The 21,340-nt window shown below is 67.0% G+C and carries 22 protein-coding genes; 6 read left to right on the plus strand and 16 right to left on the minus strand.

From position 1 onward, the window contains the following. Positions 1 to 303: 303 nt before the first annotated feature. On the plus strand, positions 304 to 1,113 hold the full coding sequence (locus BLR41_RS06895) for an SAM-dependent methyltransferase (RefSeq protein WP_092627125.1): 810 nt from the start codon (positions 304 to 306) through the stop codon (positions 1,111 to 1,113). A gap of 8 nt (positions 1,114 to 1,121) precedes the next feature. On the opposite strand, the gene BLR41_RS06900 is transcribed toward BLR41_RS06895, so the two are convergent. Continuing rightward, a complete protein-coding gene (locus BLR41_RS06900) occupies positions 1,122 to 2,429 on the minus strand; it encodes an MFS transporter (RefSeq protein ID WP_245693945.1) in 1,308 nt (435 codons plus the stop codon). Positions 2,430 to 2,488: 59 nt separating this feature from the next. On the opposite strand from BLR41_RS06900, the gene BLR41_RS06905 reads away from it, so the two are divergent. Together BLR41_RS06905 and BLR41_RS23975 are read left to right on the plus strand one after the other, a co-directional pair. Further along, the gene (locus tag BLR41_RS06905) at positions 2,489 to 3,196 is read left to right on the plus strand and encodes a GntR family transcriptional regulator (RefSeq protein WP_092627127.1); all 708 of its coding nucleotides are present in this window, start codon (positions 2,489 to 2,491) and stop codon (positions 3,194 to 3,196) included. 190 nt (positions 3,197 to 3,386) lie between these two features. Further along, positions 3,387 to 4,019, plus strand: a complete 633-nt coding sequence (locus BLR41_RS23975) for an NAD-dependent epimerase/dehydratase family protein (RefSeq protein WP_176797855.1) — start codon at positions 3,387 to 3,389, stop codon at positions 4,017 to 4,019. Positions 4,020 to 4,065: 46 nt separating this feature from the next. Here BLR41_RS23975 and BLR41_RS06915 read toward each other — a convergent pair whose 3' ends face one another. The 6 genes from BLR41_RS06915 to BLR41_RS06935 form a co-directional block, all read right to left on the minus strand. Further along, positions 4,066 to 5,121: a methyltransferase domain-containing protein gene (locus tag BLR41_RS06915; RefSeq protein WP_092627242.1), complete on the minus strand. Its 1,056-nt coding sequence runs from the start codon at positions 5,119 to 5,121 to the stop codon at positions 4,066 to 4,068. A gap of 1,097 nt (positions 5,122 to 6,218) precedes the next feature. Continuing rightward, positions 6,219 to 6,383, minus strand: coding sequence for a hypothetical protein (locus BLR41_RS22790; RefSeq protein ID WP_176797856.1), 165 nt, complete (start codon positions 6,381 to 6,383; stop codon positions 6,219 to 6,221). Positions 6,384 to 6,385: 2 nt separating this feature from the next. Continuing rightward, complete coding sequence (locus BLR41_RS06920; RefSeq protein ID WP_092627129.1) at positions 6,386 to 7,396, minus strand: TerC/Alx family metal homeostasis membrane protein; 1,011 nt, start codon at positions 7,394 to 7,396, stop codon at positions 6,386 to 6,388. A gap of 357 nt (positions 7,397 to 7,753) precedes the next feature. Next, entirely contained in the window at positions 7,754 to 8,095 is a 342-nt protein-coding gene (locus BLR41_RS06925) for a hypothetical protein (protein WP_092627130.1), read from the minus strand. Positions 8,096 to 8,253: 158 nt separating this feature from the next. Continuing rightward, positions 8,254 to 8,910: an NAD(P)H-binding protein gene (locus BLR41_RS06930; protein ID WP_092627131.1), complete on the minus strand. Its 657-nt coding sequence runs from the start codon at positions 8,908 to 8,910 to the stop codon at positions 8,254 to 8,256. 108 nt (positions 8,911 to 9,018) lie between these two features. Beyond that, positions 9,019 to 9,429, minus strand: coding sequence for a RidA family protein (locus BLR41_RS06935; protein ID WP_092627132.1), 411 nt, complete (start codon positions 9,427 to 9,429; stop codon positions 9,019 to 9,021). An 81-nt stretch (positions 9,430 to 9,510) separates the two neighbouring features. Here BLR41_RS06935 and BLR41_RS06940 point away from each other — a divergent pair, with 81 nt between their 5' ends. Then, positions 9,511 to 9,888, plus strand: coding sequence for a winged helix-turn-helix transcriptional regulator (locus BLR41_RS06940; protein WP_092627133.1), 378 nt, complete (start codon positions 9,511 to 9,513; stop codon positions 9,886 to 9,888). A gap of 408 nt (positions 9,889 to 10,296) precedes the next feature. Here the strand turns inward: BLR41_RS06940 and BLR41_RS06945 are convergent, their stop codons facing one another. The 3 genes from BLR41_RS06945 to BLR41_RS06955 all read right to left on the minus strand — a co-directional run bounded on the left by BLR41_RS06945 (position 10,297) and on the right by BLR41_RS06955 (position 13,720). Beyond that, positions 10,297 to 12,678: an ATP-binding cassette domain-containing protein gene (locus tag BLR41_RS06945; RefSeq protein WP_092627243.1), complete on the minus strand. Its 2,382-nt coding sequence runs from the start codon at positions 12,676 to 12,678 to the stop codon at positions 10,297 to 10,299. Positions 12,679 to 12,856: 178 nt separating this feature from the next. Continuing rightward, positions 12,857 to 13,264, minus strand: coding sequence for a VOC family protein (locus tag BLR41_RS06950; RefSeq protein ID WP_092627134.1), 408 nt, complete (start codon positions 13,262 to 13,264; stop codon positions 12,857 to 12,859). A 6-nt stretch (positions 13,265 to 13,270) separates the two neighbouring features. Further along, positions 13,271 to 13,720: a helix-turn-helix domain-containing protein gene (locus BLR41_RS06955; RefSeq protein ID WP_092627244.1), complete on the minus strand. Its 450-nt coding sequence runs from the start codon at positions 13,718 to 13,720 to the stop codon at positions 13,271 to 13,273. 199 nt (positions 13,721 to 13,919) lie between these two features. Between BLR41_RS06955 and BLR41_RS06960 the strand changes: the two genes are divergently transcribed. Beyond that, on the plus strand, positions 13,920 to 14,543 hold the full coding sequence (locus BLR41_RS06960; protein WP_092627135.1) for a DUF421 domain-containing protein: 624 nt from the start codon (positions 13,920 to 13,922) through the stop codon (positions 14,541 to 14,543). A 66-nt stretch (positions 14,544 to 14,609) separates the two neighbouring features. On the opposite strand, the gene BLR41_RS06965 is transcribed toward BLR41_RS06960, so the two are convergent. The 4 genes from BLR41_RS06965 to BLR41_RS06980 form a co-directional block, all read right to left on the minus strand. Beyond that, on the minus strand, positions 14,610 to 15,602 hold the full coding sequence (locus BLR41_RS06965) for a hypothetical protein (protein ID WP_218119977.1): 993 nt from the start codon (positions 15,600 to 15,602) through the stop codon (positions 14,610 to 14,612). A gap of 160 nt (positions 15,603 to 15,762) precedes the next feature. Further along, positions 15,763 to 16,956, minus strand: coding sequence for an SPFH domain-containing protein (locus tag BLR41_RS06970; RefSeq protein WP_092627136.1), 1,194 nt, complete (start codon positions 16,954 to 16,956; stop codon positions 15,763 to 15,765). Between the two features lie 10 nt (positions 16,957 to 16,966). Further along, positions 16,967 to 17,407 (minus strand): NfeD family protein, encoded by a 441-nt coding sequence (locus tag BLR41_RS06975; protein ID WP_092627137.1) that lies wholly within the window; start codon positions 17,405 to 17,407, stop codon positions 16,967 to 16,969. 83 nt (positions 17,408 to 17,490) lie between these two features. After that, positions 17,491 to 18,324: a DUF3097 domain-containing protein gene (locus tag BLR41_RS06980; protein ID WP_245693946.1), complete on the minus strand. Its 834-nt coding sequence runs from the start codon at positions 18,322 to 18,324 to the stop codon at positions 17,491 to 17,493. Between the two features lie 167 nt (positions 18,325 to 18,491). Here BLR41_RS06980 and BLR41_RS06985 point away from each other — a divergent pair, with 167 nt between their 5' ends. Beyond that, the gene (locus BLR41_RS06985) at positions 18,492 to 19,265 is read left to right on the plus strand and encodes a hypothetical protein (protein ID WP_176797857.1); all 774 of its coding nucleotides are present in this window, start codon (positions 18,492 to 18,494) and stop codon (positions 19,263 to 19,265) included. A gap of 108 nt (positions 19,266 to 19,373) precedes the next feature. Here the strand turns inward: BLR41_RS06985 and BLR41_RS06990 are convergent, their stop codons facing one another. Together BLR41_RS06990 and fabI are read right to left on the minus strand one after the other, a co-directional pair. Continuing rightward, positions 19,374 to 20,414 carry a ferrochelatase gene (locus BLR41_RS06990; RefSeq protein WP_245693947.1) on the minus strand — a complete coding sequence of 347 codons (1,041 nt, stop codon included), beginning with the start codon at positions 20,412 to 20,414 and terminating at the stop codon, positions 19,374 to 19,376. Between the two features lie 101 nt (positions 20,415 to 20,515). Then, complete coding sequence (fabI, locus tag BLR41_RS06995) at positions 20,516 to 21,283, minus strand: enoyl-ACP reductase FabI (protein WP_092627140.1); 768 nt, start codon at positions 21,281 to 21,283, stop codon at positions 20,516 to 20,518. Positions 21,284 to 21,340 lie beyond the last annotated feature (57 nt).

Here is a 21,340-nt window from a genome sequence, read left to right on the forward strand (position 1 = left end):
TTCCGAATTCGGGACGAAATACCTGTCAACAAAGCTCTTACCTTTTCCTGCCGGGAAAGAAAACGCTTTCCAAAACAGGCTAGGCCGGACCGAATCCCCGGCACAGTGCCCGATCTTCCCCGTCGACTACTCCGAACACCGCCCGCGGCCCTGCTCCCCACGGCCCTCAGCCAGCCAGCGGGCAACCACCGTCGAACCCGGCGAACCACCCCATCGCCGGTCACCGTCGAGAGCTGGGCAGTCACCGACAGCACACGTACAGTGTGCCCGACAAGATCACCCGAAACCGAACGCGAGCACCCCATGGACGAGACAACAGCGGAACTCAACGGGGACCGCCCGAACTCAGCCAGGCTCTACGACGTGTTCCTCGGCGGCAACCACAACACCGAAGCCGACCGGCAACTGGCCGAACGCATCAAGGAATCAGCTCCCCGCTGGTCACTGGGCGCACAACTCAACCGCTCCTTCCTGCGCTGCGCCGTGCACTACATGGCCGCGCAGGGAATCGACCAGTTCCTCGATCTCGGCTCGGGCATCCCCACCGTGGGCAACGTCCACGAAATCGCGGCACAGCACAACCAGCGAGCGAGAGTCGTCTACGTCGACTACGAAACGATCGCCTACAACACATCCCGCACCGAACTGGCCGACAACCCCAACGTCACGATCCTGCACGCCGACCTGCGAGACCCCCGAGCCGTCCTCGACCACCCCGAAACCCGCGAACTACTGGACTTCTCCCGCCCCGTCGGGCTCCTCATCGTCGGCGTCTTACTGTTCATCGGCCCGCAGGACCGGCCCGGTGACATCATCGCCACCTACCGCGAACAACTCAGCTCCGGAAGCTACCTGGCGATCTCACAAGCCAGCGACGACAACCTGCCCCCCGACCTCCAGAGTGAAATCGACCAAGTCGTGGCCTCCTACGAACACGCCGACGAACAACTCGTGCTACGCACCCACGACGAAATCGCAGGCTGGTTCTCCGGAACCGAGCTGGTCCCGCCCGGACTCGTGCACTACCCCGACTGGAGTCCCGCCCAACAAGCCCTGAGCGAGGAACAGCGCAGCTGCCGATACGGCTACGTCGGAGTCGGACGCGTGCCCTGAAACCGACCTCACCCACCACGGTGAAGCCGACGGGCGCGCCGCGACTGCCGAAGCTGACCGAGCGCGCCCACCACGATCACCAGCAACACCGGCACGTAGGCCAACCGGTAGGACAGGCCCGCCGCCAACCCCTCCGTCATCCGCAGTAGCCCACCCACGGCGAGCTGGATCAACACTGCGGCGGTGAAGCCACCCATGTTCGCGGTGCCCACGGCCAGCCCCGAGCGGTGTGCCGCGTTGGCCGTTCTGGCGCCGTCGAAAGCCAGCATCGCCGCCCCGCCACCGATCCCGATCAGCACCAGCAACACCGCCAACAACGCGACGGGCAACGCCCCGGGCCAGCCGATCACGGTCAGCCACACCACGGCCAACAGCAGCGACAACCCCAGCACGAACCGTTCCCGACGGGCCGGCCGCCCCGCCACGAACTGCCCACACACCCAGGCACCGGCCAGAAACCCCGCCACACACAACAGCACCCAGTTCCCCGCGGCCGCGGCACCGTAGCCCTGCGCCTGCATCAACCACGGCGGCCCCCACAGCACCGTCAGCGCCACGAACTGGCCCATCATCACGAAGTGCACCCAGAACGAGTGCCAGGTCCCCGGCACGGAGACCACCGTCCGCAGGGCCGTCACCACCGGTTCCGATTGCGAACCGCCCGGGGATCCGTCCGAGGCGATACCGGAATCCGTGCCACCCGGCCGGTCCCGCACCATCGCCCAGGCAGCCACCGCCAGCACCGCGGTCAGCGCGGCCGCCCCCAGAAACGTGCCCAGCCACCCCAGCACGCGCAGCGAGCCGGCCAACGGAGCGGTTGCCGCCAACTGGCCCACCCCGCCGACCAGCCCGGTCAACGCCGCGATTCTGCCGAACCTCTCGGGCGGGAACCACTGCGCGGCCAGCCGCAGGACGTTGGTGAACAGGAACGCGTCACCCAGACCGATCAACGCCCGCCCGGCCAGCCCGCCCAGCAGGGACGCGCTGACCGCGAACACCGCCGAGCCCACGGCCAACGCCAACGTGGCCACCGTGATCAGCCGTCGCGGACCGATCCGGTCGGCCAGGACACCCGCCGGAATCTGCAACGCCAGGTAGATCCCCAACTGCAGAGCCGACAGCACCGACAACGCCGCGGGACCTGCCGCGAATCGCTCCAGCGCGGCGTCGGCTGCCACGGCCAGGCTCGCCCGGTGAAACAGCGCCACGAAGTAACACGCCGCCGCCACCGACCACACGAGCCAGGCCCGTCGTGACGCCGCCGTCGGGGCGGGGGTCGTGACCGAGGATTCCGAAAGGCCGATCGTGACGCGCACAGCCACCTCCAAACTTGGATGCATCTTAGATACAAGTCGGGTGGAAGTAGAATGACACCGTGTCGAACACAACACCTTCGGAGACGGCCCCGCCCCCCTCCGGCGGCCGGCAGCGGCAACCCGCCACGGACCGCGCCTACCGGCACGTCAAATCAGGACTTCTGGACGGCAGTCACCCCGACGGACACCTGCTGTCCGAAGGGGAGATCGCTCAAACACTGGGCATGTCGCGCACCCCTGTGCGGGAAGCCTTCCTGCGACTGCAGAGCGAGGGATTCCTGCGGCTGTACCCCAAGCGGGGCGCCATGGTCGTACCGATCACCCCGGCCGAAGCACATTCGCTGCTGGAAGCCCGCCTCGCCCTGGAAAGCTTCGCGATCGACAAACTCGCCGCCCTCGGCGAGCAGCACCTCGCCGCAGTCGGACAACGGCTACTCGACCACCCCGCCTGCGACCCCGGCCAACTCACCGACGCCGAAATACACGAAGCCGATCGGGACTTCCACGCACAACTGGTCACCGCCGCCGACAGCCCCGTGGTCACCGACCTCTACAGCGCACTCCGCGACCGCCAGCTGCGCATCACCTCCACCGCCCGCACCCACGAATCCTCCCGGCGCACCGCGGTCACCGAACAGCACAACGGACTGGCCACCGCCCTCCGCGACGGCGACGCGGCCGAGGCCAAACGCAGGCTGCGCGAACACCTGGCCCACACGATGCGAGCCATCGGCATGAGCGAGGACTTCCCCACTCCCGGGCAGTGAGCCCAGCCCCGCCCCGGACGGCAGATGGGAGGGCAAAGACACCCGGCAACGCTGTGTCCGGGGCGTATCCGCACCGGAAACAGCGCCTCACCTCCGGCGGGCGGCGCGCAGCACCTGCTCGGCGGCCGCGGCAACTTCGTCCGGACCTGTGGCGTGGCCGGAGATGCTGATCCGCAGGTCACAAGCGCCGATGTTCACATTGCCTACCTGGGCACCCACGATCAGCGGACCGGCGACCAACCCTTACCTCAGGGGCAAACGTGCCGCCAGCGAGGAAGTTCTGCTGGCCGCTGCCGCGGGGACGGTCCACGCCGGCGTGCTGCGGATCGCGAATGTGGCGGGTCCAGGTGCTTCTTCGGAGAGTCCTCAAGGACGGGGAGCGGGCCAACTGGCCAAGGCCGCTGCCCGTGGCGAGACGGCGACCATCAAGTTGACGGCACTCCATACCCATCGGGATCACGTGGAGGTACGAGACGTTTCCGAGGCGATTATGGCCGCGTCACGCCCCCGGAGGACGGGGGCGACGATCGGGATCGGACGGGGCGAGGCCGTCCCGGTAGGCTCGTTACTCGAACTGCTCATCGAGGTGAGCAAAGTGCCGACCCGGCTCGTGGAGCTTCCGGCACCGGCCGGATCCGACGACGATTGGGAGCGCATCGATCCCCGTTCGGCCCGGGATCTACCCGGTTGCAGTCCGCGGCGGACCCCGCGGCACGCGCCCTCTGGAGTGAGATCTCGGTGCACAGCTCGGGCAGTAGCTCAGCGGGCTGACTACGAACGTGCCGCCACGGGCCGGGAGGGCGCCTCGACACCTTCCAGGTAGCCGGGAGACGATCACCGCCGTCAAACGGCGGCGGCACACGACCCACTCACCTGGTGAGCGTGACGACCGAGGGGTGCGTGCCGAACAGACTCAGCTGACGGATGTCGTGGACCTGCAGCCCGCTGGCCTTCGCCACGGAACACTGTTCCTCCACGTCGTGCAGCAGCAGCACCGCCTGCCCCGTGGCAGCCAGAATTCTCCGGATTTCCGTGAAGAATCGATCCGGATGCGCGGTCAGCGAACCGTGAGCGGGCACCTGGCGGTTCCAGGGAGGATTGCTCACGATCCGATCGACCCGACCGGAATCCACGGGCAACCTGCCCGCATCGGCCAGAAGCCAGGTCGCTGCGGTTCCCATCAAGGCGCCGTTCGCCGTGGCCGCTTCCAGCGCATTCCGGTCATGGTCGACACCGAGCAGCCGTGCTCCCAGCCCCAGGTCGGCGGCCTCGATAAGGATCGTACCCGTTCCGCAGCAGGGATCGAGCATGGTGTCCCCCGGACGGGCACCCGCCAGCAAGGCCATGGCAGCGGCCATCGGTGGGTGCAAGGTCCCCGGTGTCGAGGCTTGTTTGTAGCGTCTGCGGTGCAGTGGCCGGTCATGGATGCGTAGGGCCAGTGCCGCCTGGGTGCCCTCGATCGTGACCCGGAACGACGAGGACCCTGCAGGCGGAGCACTGCCCTCTCGTCGGGAGTGGTAGGGCAGCCCGACAGCCTCCGCTAGCTCGGTACCGACGGCGTCCTCGATGTCGTAGCGGTTGTAGTTGCGTTTACCGAGGAAAGATGCGGCGACGTCCACGCTCGTCGTGGTGTCGGAGCCGCCGCAGCGGCTCCGACACCACAGCAGCTCGTTCGGATCGCTCGCCCGGGCGGCATCGACCAGCCTGGCCAGATCCGTCTTCGTGTGCCCGACGCCCTCGATGACCTCGGCCAGCAGGAACAGATCGTCGACGGTACGCAGGTCCAGCAGGCGGGGGTCGGGGCGGTCCGTGGTGAACCACACCTCGCGATGACGGCTGTGTTCGACCCGGCCGAAACCAAACTCGTCTATTTCCCTGGCGGCGACGTCCTCCAACCCACGCAAGGTCCGCGCCAGTAAACGCATCGCCACCGTCCTTATCCCTTCCGTCGGCCAAAATACCAGCCGAAACCGCATGATCAGCGATTGGAATTCCAACCCGCTTGTCGCCCGTACGTCATGGAGGCGATCTCAGCGGTTCAGGATTATGCCATAGCTGTTCAGCGGGGATGATGGTTGGGACAGCGGGACTCCGGTGGTGCCGAACTGCCGTGAGACGTCCGAGCAGGTCGGTATCCCCGCGCGTCTGCGGCCAACGTGGTGTGTTTGTCGTAGTTGGCGTGCGGAACACGTTGTCGGTGTTCATGGCCCTGGTGGTGCCGTTGGAGTCCTATAGGAGGAATCTGGCCCAGAAACAACTGGCGACGTTCCGAAACACGAGCCAGTCGACGATTTCCTGGGTGGCGCGTCGGAACGAGCCCCGTCCTGGCCGACACGTTGGACGGGGTGCACGCCACGCTTGAGGACTCCCACGGACGATTCACCCTCGTAGATGGTGTACTCATCCCGACCGGGGACCGACGTGGCCAGGAGAGGCCGCACCGGGGGAAACATCGACGCCATGGCGTGCACCAGGAGCTGACCACCGCCATCCTCACGGCATCTCGGAACTCACCGCTGCACGAGACATCGAATCACGCCAACACCATCGGCGATCTCGGTTAACCGGCAAACGCCATCCCCACCCACCAGAACACCGAAAAAACGAACACTACACATCACCACCGGAAGTCAGTACCTCCGAGCGAACCCCCGGCTCACCAATTGAGTGCATAACCTTCAATGGCCACTCTTCGACGCTATCGAATTGAGCACTACCATTGACCACAAATGACCACCCAGAGATTATCACCCAATTACGAACGGTCCATGATTTCGATCTTGAAAAATCTAGGTATTACCCTGGTGTTTTGATCGTGAAGCACATTGACGAACACAGAACACGAACCAGACGAAGCGCTCAGGCACGACGTGCGTCCGTCGTTACATGCAGCGGTTCCTGCAGCGTCACCAGCGCGGGGGGGTGTACGCGGGAGGCGCTCGAAGTCGCCTTCCTCGGCGACCACCACCCCGTGCTCCCAGGGCACGGGGTGGTCATGACGACCGCCGTCTCCGGGAGGCTCTCAGGAGCCCCGCGGGAACAGCGGCTGCCCGCCTCCCCTGCGGGCAGCCGCAGCCTTGCACGACGACCGCGGTGGCCGCGCCACGGCCAGCACCAAGCAACTGATCAACAGCGTCAGCACCACCAAAACGGTGATACCGACCTCGACGAGAACTCCGATGAGCATGCTCAGCCCCCGTTCGCCGACTCCTTCTCCACGGAACGACGCCCGGCACGCAGACTGGCCACCGTCACCACCACGAGAATGAGCACGATCACCGACAGCGAGACCGGGGTGGCGATCTCGGGAACGGCGGGCCAGACCCCGTGCGCCCAGTGCAGTATCAACTTCACACCGATGAACGCCAAGATCAGCGCCAGTCCGTGGTTGAGATACACCAGTTTACTCAGCACCGAACTCAGCACGAAATACAACGCCCGCAGCCCCAGCAGCGCGAAAGCGTTGGTGGTGAACACCAGGTAGGGATCCTCGGTGATGCCGTACACCGCGGGCACGGAATCCACGGCGAAGACCACGTCGGTGGCGAACACCGCCACCACCACCACGGCCATCGGTGTCAACGCGCGACGACCCGCCTGCCGCACCGTCAGGCTCGCCCCGTGGTACTCCTCCGTGACGGGCATCAACCGACGCAGCAACCGCACCGAACGCATCTGCGACACGTCACGTTCGACGGACTCACCGCCGAGCGCCTCACGCAGAATCTTTACTGCGGTCACGAACAGGATCGCGCCGAACACCAGGAAAGCCCAGGTGCCCGCCTGCAGCAGCGCGGCACCCATCGCGATGAACACGCCCCGCAGCACCAGCGCTCCCACGATGCCGTACAGCAGCACACGCTGTACCAGTGCCGTGGGGACGGCGAAAGCGGTCAGCAGCAGCATGAACACGAAGAGGTTGTCCACCGACAGGGACTTCTCCACCACGAACCCGGCGAAGAACTCCAGGGCCTGATCGGTGCCGAACCACCACCACAGTCCGAGTCCGAACACCAGCGGCAACGCCAGGTAGAACACCGACCAGCCGACCGCCTCCCGCAATGCCACCTCGTGCGGGCGGTGCGTGATCGCGAAATCGACGATCAGCAGGGCCAACAGCACACCGATACTGATCGCCCACAACCACGGTGTGCCCACCGACTGCGTGCCCGCGGCGATCACCAGGGGGGCATCCGACATTCGAGACCTCCCGAACAACGTCGTTCGAGGTCTCCTTCACCCCGGGGCGGGGCCGCTTCCCGGGGACACCGTGTTGATGTCCGTACTGACCGGGTCAACGCGAGGAAGTACTCCCCTCCCGTCGGAGTATAGGAGACGGTTTGTCCGTCTCGGCAACTCGGTGTTCTTTTGCCCGTTTAGGTTGGTTTCGATTCGTTCGACACTGAAGATGCAGTATCCGATTACCCGTGACACCGCGTGGCGCCGTGAACTGCCGGGCACAACAACCCGGCTGCAGCGCAGACGTGAGCGAGCAGCGGTTGTCGAGTGCCTCCTACTCGGGCGGCACACGTGGATGAGCTGTCCACGGACCGAGAATCAACCCCGCCGCTGTCGCCGCAGCAGCCACACGATCGTCGTTCCCACCACGATGAGGATCCCGGCACCCGCGGCCAATTCGCGGTACGGAACCGGGCTGACAGCGACCGGTCCCGCAGGTTCCGCCTCGCGAATGCGCTTTTCGGTCCAGTACTCGTCGGTGCTTCGCGGCCGGGTGTCGTGCCCCTCGTTGTGTTGCGACCGAAGACGGTGCGAGATCGTTTCGCCGTCTTCCTCTCCCGAAACGACGAGCTTGGGCACCAGGAAGAGCGCCGCGATCAGTGCGAGTCCGACGACGGCGACTCCGGTGACCAGCCAGGTGGTACGTGCCGGTGTTGTCATGAGACGTCCCCTCTCCGGAGAGGCCGGAGCGTTTCCGAAGAACCGACGCTATCCGTGGCGGTTGTTCCTGTACACGTTGCTGCACAGCCAGGCACGTGAATCCCTTGCCAGGGACACGCTGTCCACCGTGAATTCATCGAAGGCGGCGCTGAGACACCTCAGCGCTCGCCGATGTTGGCTCGGACGGCGTCGCGGATCGGTGTGGAACCGGTGTTGAGTTCGAGGATCCGCTGACCGAAACGTGGTTCGCGGAGCAGCTCCGTGAGTGTCTCGGCGACGTCGTCGCGAGCTATCCGCTCGTGGAACTCCGCAGGACCGAGTGAGACGGTTCCGCTCCCCGGTTCGTCGAGCAGGAGCGAGGGGCGAAGGATCAGCCAGTCCAGCTCGCTGCGGGAGAGCGCGATGTCCGCGTTCTTCTTCACGGCGAAGTAGTACTCCACCTCCTCGCCCAGCTCCCGTTCCCGCCACGCTTCCGGGAGCACGGACACCAGTGCGAAGCGGTCGACACCGGCTGCGCGAGCGGCCGCCATCGCCTTCTCGACCCCCTCGCCGTCGACCGCCTTCGTGGTCTCCTTGGCACCGCCGTTCGAGCCGGCGGTGAAAACGATCGTGTCGACCTCGGCGAACGTCGCCGCCAGCTCTTTTTCGGACATGCTCGCGAGCTCCCCGGTCGTGGCGTTCACGTCCTGTGCCGCCCACTCGGCCCGCTGCGCCTCCCCGCGCACGAGCCCGTGCACGTTGACACCACGAGAAAGCAGTTTTCGCGCGAGCAAACCGCCCACGCCCCCGGTGATGCCGATGATGAAGACATTCATACCTGACTTGCTCCGTTCTCGAGCCACACGCTCCGGTCGTCGCTACGTCGCCGGGGCGGTGGGAAGGACCTGGTTCAGCGGGAACGAGAAACCCGTGTCGCACTGGGGTCAGTCGAGGACCGCGGTCGCTTCGACCTCGACGAGCACGTCGGGTTCGAACAGATAGTCGATCCCGAGGAGCGAGGACGGCGGCAACGGATCCGGCAGCCCGAGTTCGGCCCTGACACGCTCGATACCCGCCAGGAAGTCGTCCGTTTTCTCGGGGCTCCAACGCGTGACGTAGAACTTCAGGCGCACGACGTCGGAAAAGCTCGCTCCGGCGTCGGTCAATCCGAGCGCGGTATTGCGCAGTGCCTGCGCGACCTGGCCGGTGAGATCACCCGGGGCGATGGGGTTCGCCCGGGCATCGCGGGCGATCTGGCCTGCGATGTGGATCTGGCGGGTTCCCGCACCGATCGCGACGTGGTGGTACGGCACGGGGCGCATCATGCCCTCGGGACTTCGAAGTCGCACGGCCATGTGAAAGCTCCTCGTCTTGTCAGTTGCAGGTATCTCATGTGTACTTGGTACCTGCAGGTAACTTCAACGAAACCAGGTGTCATGACCGAAACCACGCAGCTCACCGCGGCACACCGCGAGCTGATCGACCAAGTGTTTGACAAGTGGTCGCTCCAGGTGCTCGAAGCACTGTGCGAAAAGCCCTCACGTTTTAACGAGTTGCGCCACGCGATCCCCACCGTGACGCAGAAGTCGCTCACCGCGACACTGCGACGCCTCGAACGCAACGGAATGATCGAGCGTGTGATCATCAGCTCCCGGCCGATCGCCGTCGAATACCGCATCACATCGCTGGGCGGGACCCTCGAAGACCTCATCGACGCACTCCTGCACTGGAGCACCGCCCACATGCCCGCCGTGCAGCGCGCACGCGCACGGTTCGACGACGAGACCCCACCACCCCACGACGCATCGTCATAGCGACGGCTCGGGCGCTGTCAGGCGGTGCTGCTGTTGCGCGGTTCCGTTTCGAACGCGCTGAACCGGCCGGCCGACGTGCCCACCTGGGCCGAGCGGTTCCGGCTCTACGCCGTCGACATCGTCGGCGAGCCCGGCCCCAAGCGCCCCAGCCGTCCACCGTTGGATTCCGCGGACCACGCGCGTTGGCTCGACGAGGTCCTCGACGCGCTGGGGCTGGAAAACGTGGCACTCGTGGGGTCACTCGAGGGCTGGTGGGCGGCGACCACGCCACGAGGCGGGGCACCTGCTGCCGCGCCAGACCGAGGCAGTCGGCGAATTCCTCCGCACACCGCGGGCAACACCCGGCTGAGCCCGAACCGCCCTCCCCACTGGGAACGGGCGGTGCAACCGCCCGGTGGTGGAGCTCGGTCAGCAGCCCAGGTAGGACGCCAGGTGCCTGCCGGTGAGGGTGGAACGTGCGGCGGCCAGCTCGGCGGGTGTGCCCTCGAACACGAGCCGACCACCCTCGTGGCCCGCGCCGGGGCCGAGGTCGATGATCCGGTCGGCGTGAGCCATCACCGCCTGGTGGTGCTCGACGACGATGACCGACTTGCCGGAGTCCACGAGCCGGTCGAACAGCCCGAGCAGCTGCTCGACGTCGGCGAGATGCAGCCCGGTTGTCGGCTCGTCGAGGACGTAGACCCCGCCGTCGACCGCCATGTGGGTGGCCAGCTTGAGCCGCTGCCGCTCGCCGCCGGACAGCGTCGTCAACGGCTGCCCGAGGGTGAGATAGCCGAGCCCGACGTCGGCCAGCCGCGCCAGGATCCGGTGGGCCGCGGGAGTGCGAGCCTCTCCGGAACCGAAGAACTCCTGGGCCTCGGCCACCGGCATCGCCAGCACCTCGCTGATGTCACGACCGCCGAGACGGTGTTCCAGCACCGAGGCCTGGAACCGATTGCCCTCGCACTCCTCGCAGGTGGTGGCCACCCCGGCCATCATCGCCAGGTCGGTGTAGACGACACCGGCACCGTTGCAGTTGGGGCAGGCACCTTCGGAGTTGGCGCTGAACAGCGCCGGTTTCACGCCGTTGGACTTGGCGAACGCCTTGCGGATCGGGTCGAGCAGCCCGGTGTAGGTCGCCGGGTTGCTCCGGCGTGAACCGCGGATCGCCCCCTGGTCGATGGACACCACCCCTTCCCCGGTGGGGAGCGAACCGTGCACGAGTGAGCTCTTGCCGGAACCGGCCACGCCGGTGACCACGCAGAGCACCCCCAGCGGGACGTCGACGTCGACCCCGCGCAGATTGTTCGCCGCCGCACCGCGGATCTTCAGCGCGCCGGTGGGCTCACGTACCGTGTCCTTGAGCCCGATCCGGTCGTCGAGATGACGACCGGTGACCGTGCCCGAGGCCCGCAGCCCGGCGACGGTGCCCTCGAAGCAGACACTGCCCCCGGATGTTCCCGCGCCGGGGCCGAGATCGACCACGTGGTCGGCGATCTCGATCGCCTCCGGCTCGTGTTCCACGACGAGCACCGTGTTGCCCTTGTCCCGCAGCCGCAGCAACAGATCGTTCATCCGCCCGATGTCGTGCGGATGCAGGCCCGTGGTGGGCTCGTCGAAGACGTAGGTGACGTCGGTCAGCGAGGAACCGAGCTGGCGAATCATCTTCACCCGCTGTGCCTCACCACCCGAGAGCGTGCCCGACGGGCGGTCGAGAGCGAGGTAGCCCAGCCCGATCTCCACGAACGAGTCGAGCGTGTGCCGCAGAGTGGCCAGCAACGGTGCCACCGACGGTTCGTCGAGGTCACGAACCCACTCGGCCAGGTCGCTGAGCTGCATCGCGCAGGCGTCGGCGATGCTGACGCCCGCGATCCGCGACGAGCGGGCCGCCTCGCTCAGCCGGGTGCCCTCGCACTCCGGACAGGTGGTGAAGGTCACCACCCGCTCCACGAACGCGCGAATGTGCGGCTGCATCGCTTCGACGTCCTTGGACAGCATCGACTTACGGATCTTGGGGATCAGCCCCTCGTAGGTGAGATTGACGTCATCGACCCTGATCTTGGTCGGCTCCTGGTACAGCAGGGCGTCGAGCTCTTTCGCGGTGAAGTCGCGGACCGGTTTGTCGGGGTCGAAGAAGCCGCAGCCGCGGAAGATTCGACCGTACCAACCGTCCATGCTGTAGCCGGGAACCGTGAGAGCCCCCTCGTTGAGCGACTTGTCGGCGTCGTAGATCTGGGACAGGTCGAAATCGGTGACCGAGCCGCGACCTTCGCAGTGTGGACACATGCCGCCGGTGATGCTGAAGTCACGACGTTCCTTCACGGTTTTCCCGCCACGCTCGAACGTGACCGCCCCCGCCCCGCTGATCGAGGCCACGTTGAACGAGAAGGCTTTCGGCGAGCCGATGTGCGGCTGCCCGAGCCTGCTGAAAAGGACACGCAACATCGCGTTGACGTCGGTGGCGGTGCCGACCGTGGAACGGGGATCGGAGCCCATCCGCTCCTGGTCGACGATGATGGCCGTGGTCAGCCCGTCGAGCACCTCCACCTCGGGGCGGGCCAGCGTGGGCATGAATCCCTGCAGGAAGGCGCTGTAGGTCTCGTTGATCAGCCGCTGCGACTCCGCGGCGATCGTGTCGAACACCAGCGAACTCTTCCCCGAACCCGACACCCCGGTGAACACCGTCAACCGACGTTTGGGGAGTTCGATGCCGACATCGGCGAGATTGTTCTCCCGCGCGCCGTGCACGCGGATCAGATCGTGACTGTCGGCAGTGTGCGAGTGCGGGTGCGTTTCCTCGGTGGTGCTCATCGTGCCTCCCTGTGTGGTGCGCGTCTCGGCCATCGCTGCCGACGGCTGTGATCTCGAACCCGTCCGATCAGTGTGTCCGATGCCGCCTCGTCCACGCGGCGCTGCGGCCCTGCCGGAGGTCTCGACGGCGGGGTTCCCGTAGCCCACCTGCGGCTGGTGGCGGTGCCCGCCGGTCGAGTCAACGCTGCTGAATACGCAGCAGGTTGCCGGCGGGATCGCGGACGGCGCAGTCCCGAACGCCGTAGGGCTGCTCGGCGGGTTCCTGAACGATCTCGGAGTCGGCGACTCGCAGTCGTTCGAAGGTGGTGTCGAGGTCGTCGGTGGCCAGCAGCAGCATGGCGTAGGTGCCCTTCGCCATCATCTCGGTGATGGCGCGGCGTTCGTCGTCGGTGACACCCGGGTCGGCGACAGGCGGAGCGAGGACCAGGGAGGTGCCGGGCTGCCCGGCGGGCCCGACCGTGACCCAGCGCATCCTGCCGTTGCCCACGTCGTTGCGAACCTCGAATCCGAGGACGTCCCGGTAGAACTCCAGGGAAGCCTCGGGGTCCTCGTGCGGCAGGAAACTGGAGTGAATGCTCAGGCTCATGGCGGTTCAGAGTAGTTGCGCGAGGCAGCCCCGCGCTTCTCGATTCCTGACCGGCCTGCTCGCCCGCTTGACCACGCACGTGGGCACACCGGCAGCGGCGTGCGTCGCGGTGTGCCGGTAAACACCGGGAGGCACGCCGACCAGCTCGGCGAACCGCGTGCTGAAGGTGCCCAGCGAGCCGCAGCCGACCGCGAAGCAGACCTCGGTGACGCTGAGATCGCCTCGGCGCAGCAACGCCATCGCACGCTCGATGCGCCGCGTCATCAGGTAGGAGTACGGTGACTCGCCGTAGGCGCGGCGGAACGCGCGGCTGAGGTGGCCTGCCGACATGTGCACCCCCAGCGCCAGCGCCGGCACATCCAGCGGCCGGTGGTACTCCCGGTCGATCCGGTCCCGAACACGGCGCAACCGGGTGAGTTCGTCCAAATAACGCGAGGCCGCGGTGCTGCTGGTCACCCGGTCGATGTTGCCACGCCGCACGCGAATTGCCCACCGTCTCCAACGGTGCACGCGGCGGCGAATCGTCTCCTTCCCGCCGCGCGGCTTTCGGCGAACGAACCACACGGGAAAACCGGGTGACCTCGGCCGATGATAGTTTGCGCCGGCAGCGTTCGAACTGTTCGCGGTTTTTCCCGGCCCACCCAGGGGGCACCAAGTGATCAATGGTTTACATGTCTCGTGGCAGACGCTGGCGCTCGTGGCGCTTTCGACAGTGTCGATCTACATTTCGCTGATCGCGTTCTCCCGCATCGCCGGGCTGCGTTCGTTCTCGCAAATGACGAACTTCGACTACGCGGCCACCGTGGCTTTCGGGTCGATCACCGCCACCACCGCGGTCAGTTCCGAAGTGTCGCTGCTGCAGGGCATGTTCGCGCTGGCGGCGCTGTTCACCACCCAGAGCCTGCTGGCGTATCTGCGCAAGCTCCGCAGGGTCGAACAGGTCACCGACAACCGGCCGTTGCTGCTCATGGACGGTTCCCGGGAACTGCGCGAGAACCTGGATCAGGCGCAGATGACCCGCAACGACCTCTACGCGAAACTGCGACTGGCCGGGATCACCCGCCTGGAACAGCTCGAGGCGGTCGTGCTCGAGACCACAGGAGAGGTCTCGGTACTGACCGTCGACCCCGAGGGGCGCCCCGTGGACAGCAGGCTGCTTTCCAGCGTCGACGGGCCGCAACGGCCGGTACGCAGTGGGCTGCCCACCCACACGGCGGATTCCCCCGAACCCACCGATCCCTCTTCCGAACCGGCCACCGGGTCGAACGAGAACCGGTGATCCACTCGGAGGGCTCGGGCCCACCGGTCTCAGCGAGGAGGCGGCGCGGCACAGGGCAGCACCCGGTTACTGCATGGCTGTGACACAGGGATGTGTCCGGTCCCGGCTACAGCAGTAGATCTGCAGCGTGTAGCCACGTCCGATATCGATCTGTGTGGAATTCTGCACGGACTGCCGTGATTCCCGATCCGTTTTCTCGTTGTCCTCCACGGGACGCCAACTGCGACTGCCCCCGTCCCATTCTCGGTCGTCCACGGCCATGAGCGGTCCGACACCGGCACCGCACTCCTCGCAGTGCAACGGCTCAGGGTCACGGAAAGTCCACGTGGCGTTCCACCCACCCACTTTCCAGCCCGGTGGCACCGAAAGGTCGTACTGATACTTCGCGACCTTGCCCGCCTCCCACTGAAGGATCTGTTCGGACAGATCCTCGGGCAGCTGATCACTCGGGGGAAATTCGGTGACCCGTTCCGGATGCAGGACACACGGTCGGGGGACATAGTCGTCGTTTCCCACCAGGGCCGGTTCCGGCGGATCCAGCAGCACCTGCTCGATGTCGGACGCGCGGCGCCAGTACAACCACACGTTGGGAGTGTAGTCGTCCTCATGGTCGAAAGGGCACCACAGCACCTGCAGCAGATCGGTGTCGGGAGGGCAGGCCAAGTCGGGAATCTCGGCGGCGTAGAGCTGCGCCACCGGCAACAGCGGCACCTGATTCGGTAAGAACTCCCCGATGCGCAGTCCTTGCCGGGAGCGTCGCAACGCTTCGGACTCCTCGGCGCGCAACGGCCCCGGCTCGTCGGTGGCCAGTCCACGCGCGGCTCGGATCTCGTGCAGCGGGGTCAGCGGAACACTGAAACGGTATCTGTCCTGGTGACAATCGTGGCAACGCGGCCACGGTTCCTCGGCGGGCCACAGCAGCGGTCCACCGACCGAGCTCTGCTCCACGGTGGGGGCGCCGCGTCGGGGGTGCAGTCTGGTGGTGGTTCTGGTCATCCCGGCCAGTTCCGGAAACACCTCGGCCATGTTCACCGGGCGTGGCGGGGTGGTGCGTGCCATAACGGGTGATACTCCTTGTCGACGGTGAGCACATCCCACCACGCGCCACCGACGTCCTCACCGCACCCGCGGTTCTTCCACCCCATCCGGGCGGGTACCGAGCCGGGTACCGGGCCGGTCGGCGGGCGTGTGCCCACCCGACCGGTCCGGGCCGTGGGCCTCAGCCGTCGGCGCGTTGCTCCGAGTTTCCCGCACCCCCCAGGGCCTGCTGGTCCGCCGAACCACCGGCCCGCGGGGTGCTGCTCAGGTCGGTGGGCACCTCCTTGCGGGCCACCGCCTCGGCCGCGCGTACCGCCTCGGCCACCTCGGGGTTGGAGGCCATGTCGAACCAGGAGGACACCGACGGGTCGTCCTTCTCCGGGGGCTCGCTGGGCACCTCCTGCTCGGGCGGTTCGTAACGGAACACGCCCTCCTCGTCGGGGCTGCCGAGCATGCGGGCGAAGCCCTCCAGGGACTTGCTGAACTCGCTGGGCACCACCCAGACCTTGTTGGCGTCGCCCTGGGCCATCTCGGGCAGGGTCTGCAGATACTGGTAGGCCAGCAGCTCGGGGGTGGGCTTGGCGCGTTTGACGGCGGCGAAGGTTTTCTCGATCGCCTTGGCCTCGCCCTGGGCGGTGAGATACTTGCTGGCCCGCTCACCCTGCGAACGCAGAATGTTGGACTGCCGCTCCCCCTCGGCGTTGAGGATCGCGGCCTGCTTGGAGCCCTCCGCGGCCAGGATCTGCGACTGTTTCTGCCCCTCGGCCGTTTTGATCGCGGACTCGCGCTCGCCCTCGGCGTTGAGGATCATCGCGCGCTTCTCACGGTCGGCACGCATCTGTTTTTCCATCGAGTCCTGGATCGACGGCGGCGGATCGATCGCCTTGAGCTCGACCCGGGCGACCCTGATCCCCCAGCGGCTGGTCTCACTGTCCAGCACCCCGCGCAGCTGACTGTTGATCTGGTCCCGCGAGGTCAACGTCTCCTCCAGGCTCATACCACCGACCACGTTCCGCAGCGTGGTGGTGGTCAACTGCTCGACCCCCTCGATGTAGTTGGAGATCTCGTACACCGCCGAACGGGACTCGGTGACCTGGAAATACACCACGGTGTCGATGGACACGGTGAGGTTGTCCTGGGTGATCACCGACTGCGGCGGGAACGACACCACCTGCTCCCGCAGATCGATCTTGGCACGCACCCGGTCCAGGAACGGAAACAGCATGTTCAACCCCGGGTTGGCCACGGTGCGGAACCGTCCCAGACGTTCGACGACCGCGCTGGTGGCCTGCGGCACGACCAGAACGGTCTTGGCCAGCAGCACGATCACCAGCAGCACGATCACCAGCAGCACAATCCACACGGCAGGATCCACATCCGCCTCCTCACGGCTCGGCCCACACCACGGCGACGGCCCCCGAAATCTCCATGACCATCACCGTGCGCCCCACATCCAGCACTTGTGTCTCGTCGAAAGAACGTGCCGACCACACGTCCCCGCCGATGCGCACCCGGCCGTCGTGGGCATCCACCGTTGCTTCCACGGTGGCGGGTTTGCCGATGAGCGCATCCACGTTCGTACGCGGTTCGATTCCCTCGCTCGTCTCCCGCAGCAGCCTGCGTTTGACCACCGGGCGCGCCAGGAACACCAGTCCGCCGGAGAGCGCGGCGAAGATCACCGCGTCCAGCCACAGCGGCGCGCCCAGCGCCGCCGCTCCGGCAGTTCCCATCGCGGCGAGCCCGAGCATCAACAGCACCAGCTCACCCGAAGTGGCTTCCGCTGCCACCAGAAGCACCCCGGCGATCAACCACACCAACGCGGCCATACACCCATGGTGACAGATCGACTTCTCTTCGTGACCGATCAAGTCGCGGCGGAGGGCTCGCTGGCCACGAGCGAAGGGGCGGGCTACTCCTCGGCGAGGGTGACGAAGTCGACGAGATGTTCCACCGCACCCAACAGCGGGGCCCGCAGATCCCGGAAATCACTGACCGCGTCGAGGATCCTGCGCCAGCCCTCGGACGGATCTGCCCAGCCCAGTTCACGGCACACCCCGGTTTTCCAGTCCAGGCTCCTGTCGACCTCCGGCCACTCGGTGAGGCCTACCGTCTCCGGGCGCACGGCCTGCCAAATGTCCACGAAGGGGTGGCCGGTCACCAGCGCATCGACGGCGTCGACCCGCTCGGCGATGCGGCTCTCCTTGCTGCCGGTGACGAAGTGGTCGACCAGCACTCCCAGCCTGCGCCGGGGCCCGGGGGCGAACTCGGTCACGAGCCGCTCCAGATCGTCGATCCCGTGCAGCGGCTCGACCACCACACCGGCCACGCGGAGATCGTGTCCCCACACCCGTTCGAGCAGCTCCGCGTCGTGCAGGCCCTCGACCCAGATCCTGCTGGCCCGGGCCGTGCGCGCCGGGGCGTCGGACACCGTCACCGAACCCGAGGCCGAACGGCTCGGCACCCGGTTCGCGTCGGAAGGGACGGGCACGAGCGTGACCGGCCCTCCCTCGTGGCGGAAACCACCGGTTCGCATCGGAAAGGCACGCTGCCTGCCGTGGCGGTCCTCGAGAATCACGTTGTGCTTGGTGAACTCGCCACGTTCCAGCCGCACGATCGCGCCGCAGAACTCACCGGCGGCGTCCTCGACGACCGTGCCGGGCTCGGCGGGCAGCTCGGGAGGGGTCCGGCGTCGACGCCGAGCGGTACCGGTGAGCACGTCGCGGCCGTAGTCGATCGAACGCACGACGATCAGCCTACCCCGCCGCGGCCACCCAGTGACGCCGCCGGGCCGAGGGTGCTCGGTTCGTGGCGCAACACGGTCCGTGGACAGCGCGGCGGAGATTCCACCCGTTGGCGGCGATCACGGTCGCATCGGTATCGTCAATGGCCATGCCATGTCCGAGCGCAACGATGGTGGTGTGGACGTCCGCGTGGCTGCACGGCGCGGCCGCGTCGGACGACGTGCTCGATGCCGCGCAGGCATGGGCCGAGGTTCACCAGGTGTGGGCCGCCGACGAGGCCACGGCGACACGGTTGGAGCTTCCAGCGCCCGGCGACAACGACGCGGGGCTGGCGTTGCTGCTGGCGGCGATACGCAAAGCCGGTGGTGCTGCGGGCAGCCTCGCGTTACCGGTGGCCGGTGATGTTCGCGGGCTCGACGGGGCCTCGGAATTCGCGCGGCACGCGCTGCGGCAGGGCGAAGCCGCCGTCTTCCCCCGGGCGGGGCTGGGGTTGGTGCCGGAACGTGTCGCCGACGGAGTGCTGCGCTGGACGGTCCACGAGGTGGGTGAGATCGCTCCCGCAGAGCACACCCCCGTGGGAGAGGCCGAACACGGCATGTCCTCGGCCATGCGTGAAGCCGCCAGCACGCTGACCGAACTGGACGTGTCGCGGCGCCGCCCGGGCGTTCGTGGCGAGATCGCCGAAACCGTGTCGGCACGTCCCCAACCCTCGTGGCCGCAGGGGGTGCCGCAACGTTGCCTACGCGTGCTGCAACGCAGCACGGAAGTGGAGGCGATCCTGCGTGTGGCCACCGAGGACGCCCCCGGTGGGGCGATGTCCGCCTCGGCGGACAGGGCACGCGGTCAAGCGCTGAACCCGTTGTTCGAATCGGTGCGCACCGCCCGCCGGGCGGTGGTGGACGAGATGGTGCGGGTGCTGCGGCAACGCGCCGAGCAGCGCTGACCCCACGGGGCCCGACCCCACGTGGTTTCCCGACCGGAACGGGCGGAATCACCCCGGACGGGAAACCACCGCCAGCGCCGGGCAGCCCCGCGCGGCAGCCACTGCTACTCAGCAGCAGCCCTGCGGCACGCACAACTCCCCGTTGACCCCACAACCCGCCGTCACCAACGGGGACAGCTTGCGGACCCGCTGGTCCTCGATGTGCTCGGAAACCAGCTCGGCGATCATCCTGGCGTAGCGCGGGTCGGTGCCGGCGGTGTCGGCACGGGCGAATCCCAGCCCGAGCTCGGCGGCCTTCTCCGCGGCCTCGTTGTCCAGATCCCAGACCACCTCGAGGTGATCGGAGACGAAACCGACCGGGCTGGTGACCACGGCTGGTACACCCCTGGCGAGCAGCTGCTCCAGATGGTCACAAATGTCGGGTTCCAGCCACGGCACGCTCGGCGGGCCCGAACGGGACTGCCAGACGAGGTCGTAGCCGGTGACCCCCACGGCCTCGGCGATCAGGCGGGCAGCCTCCTGCACCTGCCGCGAGTACCAGTGAGGGCGCCCGTCGGCACCGCTTCGTTCCTCCGCGCTCAACGGGACCGAATGGGCGGTGAACACCAGACGGGCCTGCGCACGAACGTCCTCCGGCAGCGCGGCGTAGGCCCGCGTCACCGCGTCGGCGTTGGCGGCCACGAACAACGGGTGATCGTAGAACTGCCGTAGCTTGACCAGTTCGGGAGCCCGCTGCTCCCCCACGACCGAACGGGCACGTGCGATGTCCTCGTGGTACTGGCGGCACCCCGAGTAGCCGCCCCAGGCAGAAGTGGCGAACACCAGCGCACGCCGCACCCCGTCGGCGGCCATCCGTTCGACGGTGTCCTCGACCATCGGGTGCCAGTTACGGTTGCCGAAGTACACCGGCAGGTTCAGACCACGCTCGGCGAGCTCCCCCTCCAACGAGCTCATGATCTCACGGTTGAGACGGTTGATCGGCGACACCCCGCCGAAATGGTGGTAATGCTCGGCCACCTCGTCGAGCCGTTCCGGGGGAACGTTGCGACCACGAGTCACGTTTTCCAGGAAAGGCCGTACCTCCTCGTGTCCTTCCGGGCCACCGAAGGAAAGGTACAGCAGCGCATCAACGTTATCCGAGCTGTTCACGCGACCATGATAGGCAGAGGCGACGTCTCGGCCGCACAGGCGGGGTGCGCGGCCGAGACGATGTTGCATACGCCGCGGGAAACGACGCGCACTCGGCAGCCTCAGGCGCCCAACGCGTGGAACCCACCGTCGGTCATGATCATCGATCCGGTGGTCTTGGGCAACCAGTCCGACAACACGGTGCACACGGTGCGCCCCACCGGTTCCGGATCCTCGACGTCCCAACCCAGCGGGGCACGCTCCCCCCAGGTGTCCTCCAGCTGTTGAAAACCGGGAATCGACTTGGCGGCCATGGTCCGCACCGGACCGGCACTGACCAGGTTGACCCGAACACCGCGCGGCCCGAGCTCACGCGCCAGATACCGCGAGGTCGACTCCAGCGCCGCCTTCGCCACACCCATCCAGTCGTAGGCGGGCCAGGCCACCCGAGCATCGAAGTCCATCCCGACCACGGAAGACCCCTCCCCCAACAACGGCAGGCACGCCCTGGTCAGGGAGTTCAACGAGTACGCCGAGATCTGCAGCGCATTGGACACATCCTCCCACGGGGCCGCCATGAAATCCGCACCCAGACAGGATTCGGGAGCGTAACCGATCGAATGCACCACACCGTCGAGACCGTCGACGTACTCGGCGACCGAATCGGCCAGCCCCGCCAACTGCTCCTCGTTGGTGACATCGAGCTCGATCACCGGCGCCTTGTGCGGCAACCGGCCGGCGATGCGCTCCACCAGCTTGAGCCGACCGAAACCGGTCAGCACCACCTGGGCCCCCTGCTCCTGAGCGACCTTGGCGGTGTGAAACGCGATCGAGGAATCGGTGATCACACCGGTGATCAGGATTCGCTTACCTTCCAGCAGTCCAGTCACTTGCCGTTTCCCTCTACTGATCGTTGTTTACTCGGTTCGGAAACCCCACACGGGCAC

The organism is Actinopolyspora mzabensis (assembly GCF_900101095.1).
In the GTDB taxonomy this organism is placed as follows: Bacteria; Actinomycetota; Actinomycetes; order Mycobacteriales; family Pseudonocardiaceae; genus Actinopolyspora; species Actinopolyspora mzabensis.

What these genes read in the sequence shown, in the direction of transcription:
- BLR41_RS06950 (WP_092627134.1), bottom strand. Translation starts at nt 13,264, where the DNA reads ATGAGCCTGAGCATTCACTCCAGTTTCCTGCCGCACGAGGACCCCGAG.
- BLR41_RS23975 (WP_176797855.1), top strand. Translation starts at nt 3,387, where the DNA reads ATGTTCACATTGCCTACCTGGGCACCCACGATCAGCGGACCGGCGACC.
- BLR41_RS06895 (WP_092627125.1), top strand. Translation starts at nt 304, where the DNA reads ATGGACGAGACAACAGCGGAACTCAACGGGGACCGCCCGAACTCAGCC.
- BLR41_RS06965 (WP_218119977.1), bottom strand. Translation starts at nt 15,602, where the DNA reads ATGGCACGCACCACCCCGCCACGCCCGGTGAACATGGCCGAGGTGTTT.
- BLR41_RS06925 (WP_092627130.1), bottom strand. Translation starts at nt 8,095, where the DNA reads ATGACAACACCGGCACGTACCACCTGGCTGGTCACCGGAGTCGCCGTC.
- BLR41_RS06975 (WP_092627137.1), bottom strand. Translation starts at nt 17,407, where the DNA reads ATGGCCGCGTTGGTGTGGTTGATCGCCGGGGTGCTTCTGGTGGCAGCG.
- BLR41_RS06930 (WP_092627131.1), bottom strand. Translation starts at nt 8,910, where the DNA reads ATGAATGTCTTCATCATCGGCATCACCGGGGGCGTGGGCGGTTTGCTC.
- BLR41_RS06935 (WP_092627132.1), bottom strand. Translation starts at nt 9,429, where the DNA reads ATGGCCGTGCGACTTCGAAGTCCCGAGGGCATGATGCGCCCCGTGCCG.
- BLR41_RS06920 (WP_092627129.1), bottom strand. Translation starts at nt 7,396, where the DNA reads ATGTCGGATGCCCCCCTGGTGATCGCCGCGGGCACGCAGTCGGTGGGC.
- BLR41_RS06985 (WP_176797857.1), top strand. Translation starts at nt 18,492, where the DNA reads ATGGTGGTGTGGACGTCCGCGTGGCTGCACGGCGCGGCCGCGTCGGAC.
- BLR41_RS06945 (WP_092627243.1), bottom strand. Translation starts at nt 12,678, where the DNA reads ATGAGCACCACCGAGGAAACGCACCCGCACTCGCACACTGCCGACAGT.
- BLR41_RS06915 (WP_092627242.1), bottom strand. Translation starts at nt 5,121, where the DNA reads ATGCGTTTACTGGCGCGGACCTTGCGTGGGTTGGAGGACGTCGCCGCC.
- BLR41_RS06940 (WP_092627133.1), top strand. Translation starts at nt 9,511, where the DNA reads ATGACCGAAACCACGCAGCTCACCGCGGCACACCGCGAGCTGATCGAC.
- BLR41_RS22790 (WP_176797856.1), bottom strand. Translation starts at nt 6,383, where the DNA reads ATGCTCATCGGAGTTCTCGTCGAGGTCGGTATCACCGTTTTGGTGGTG.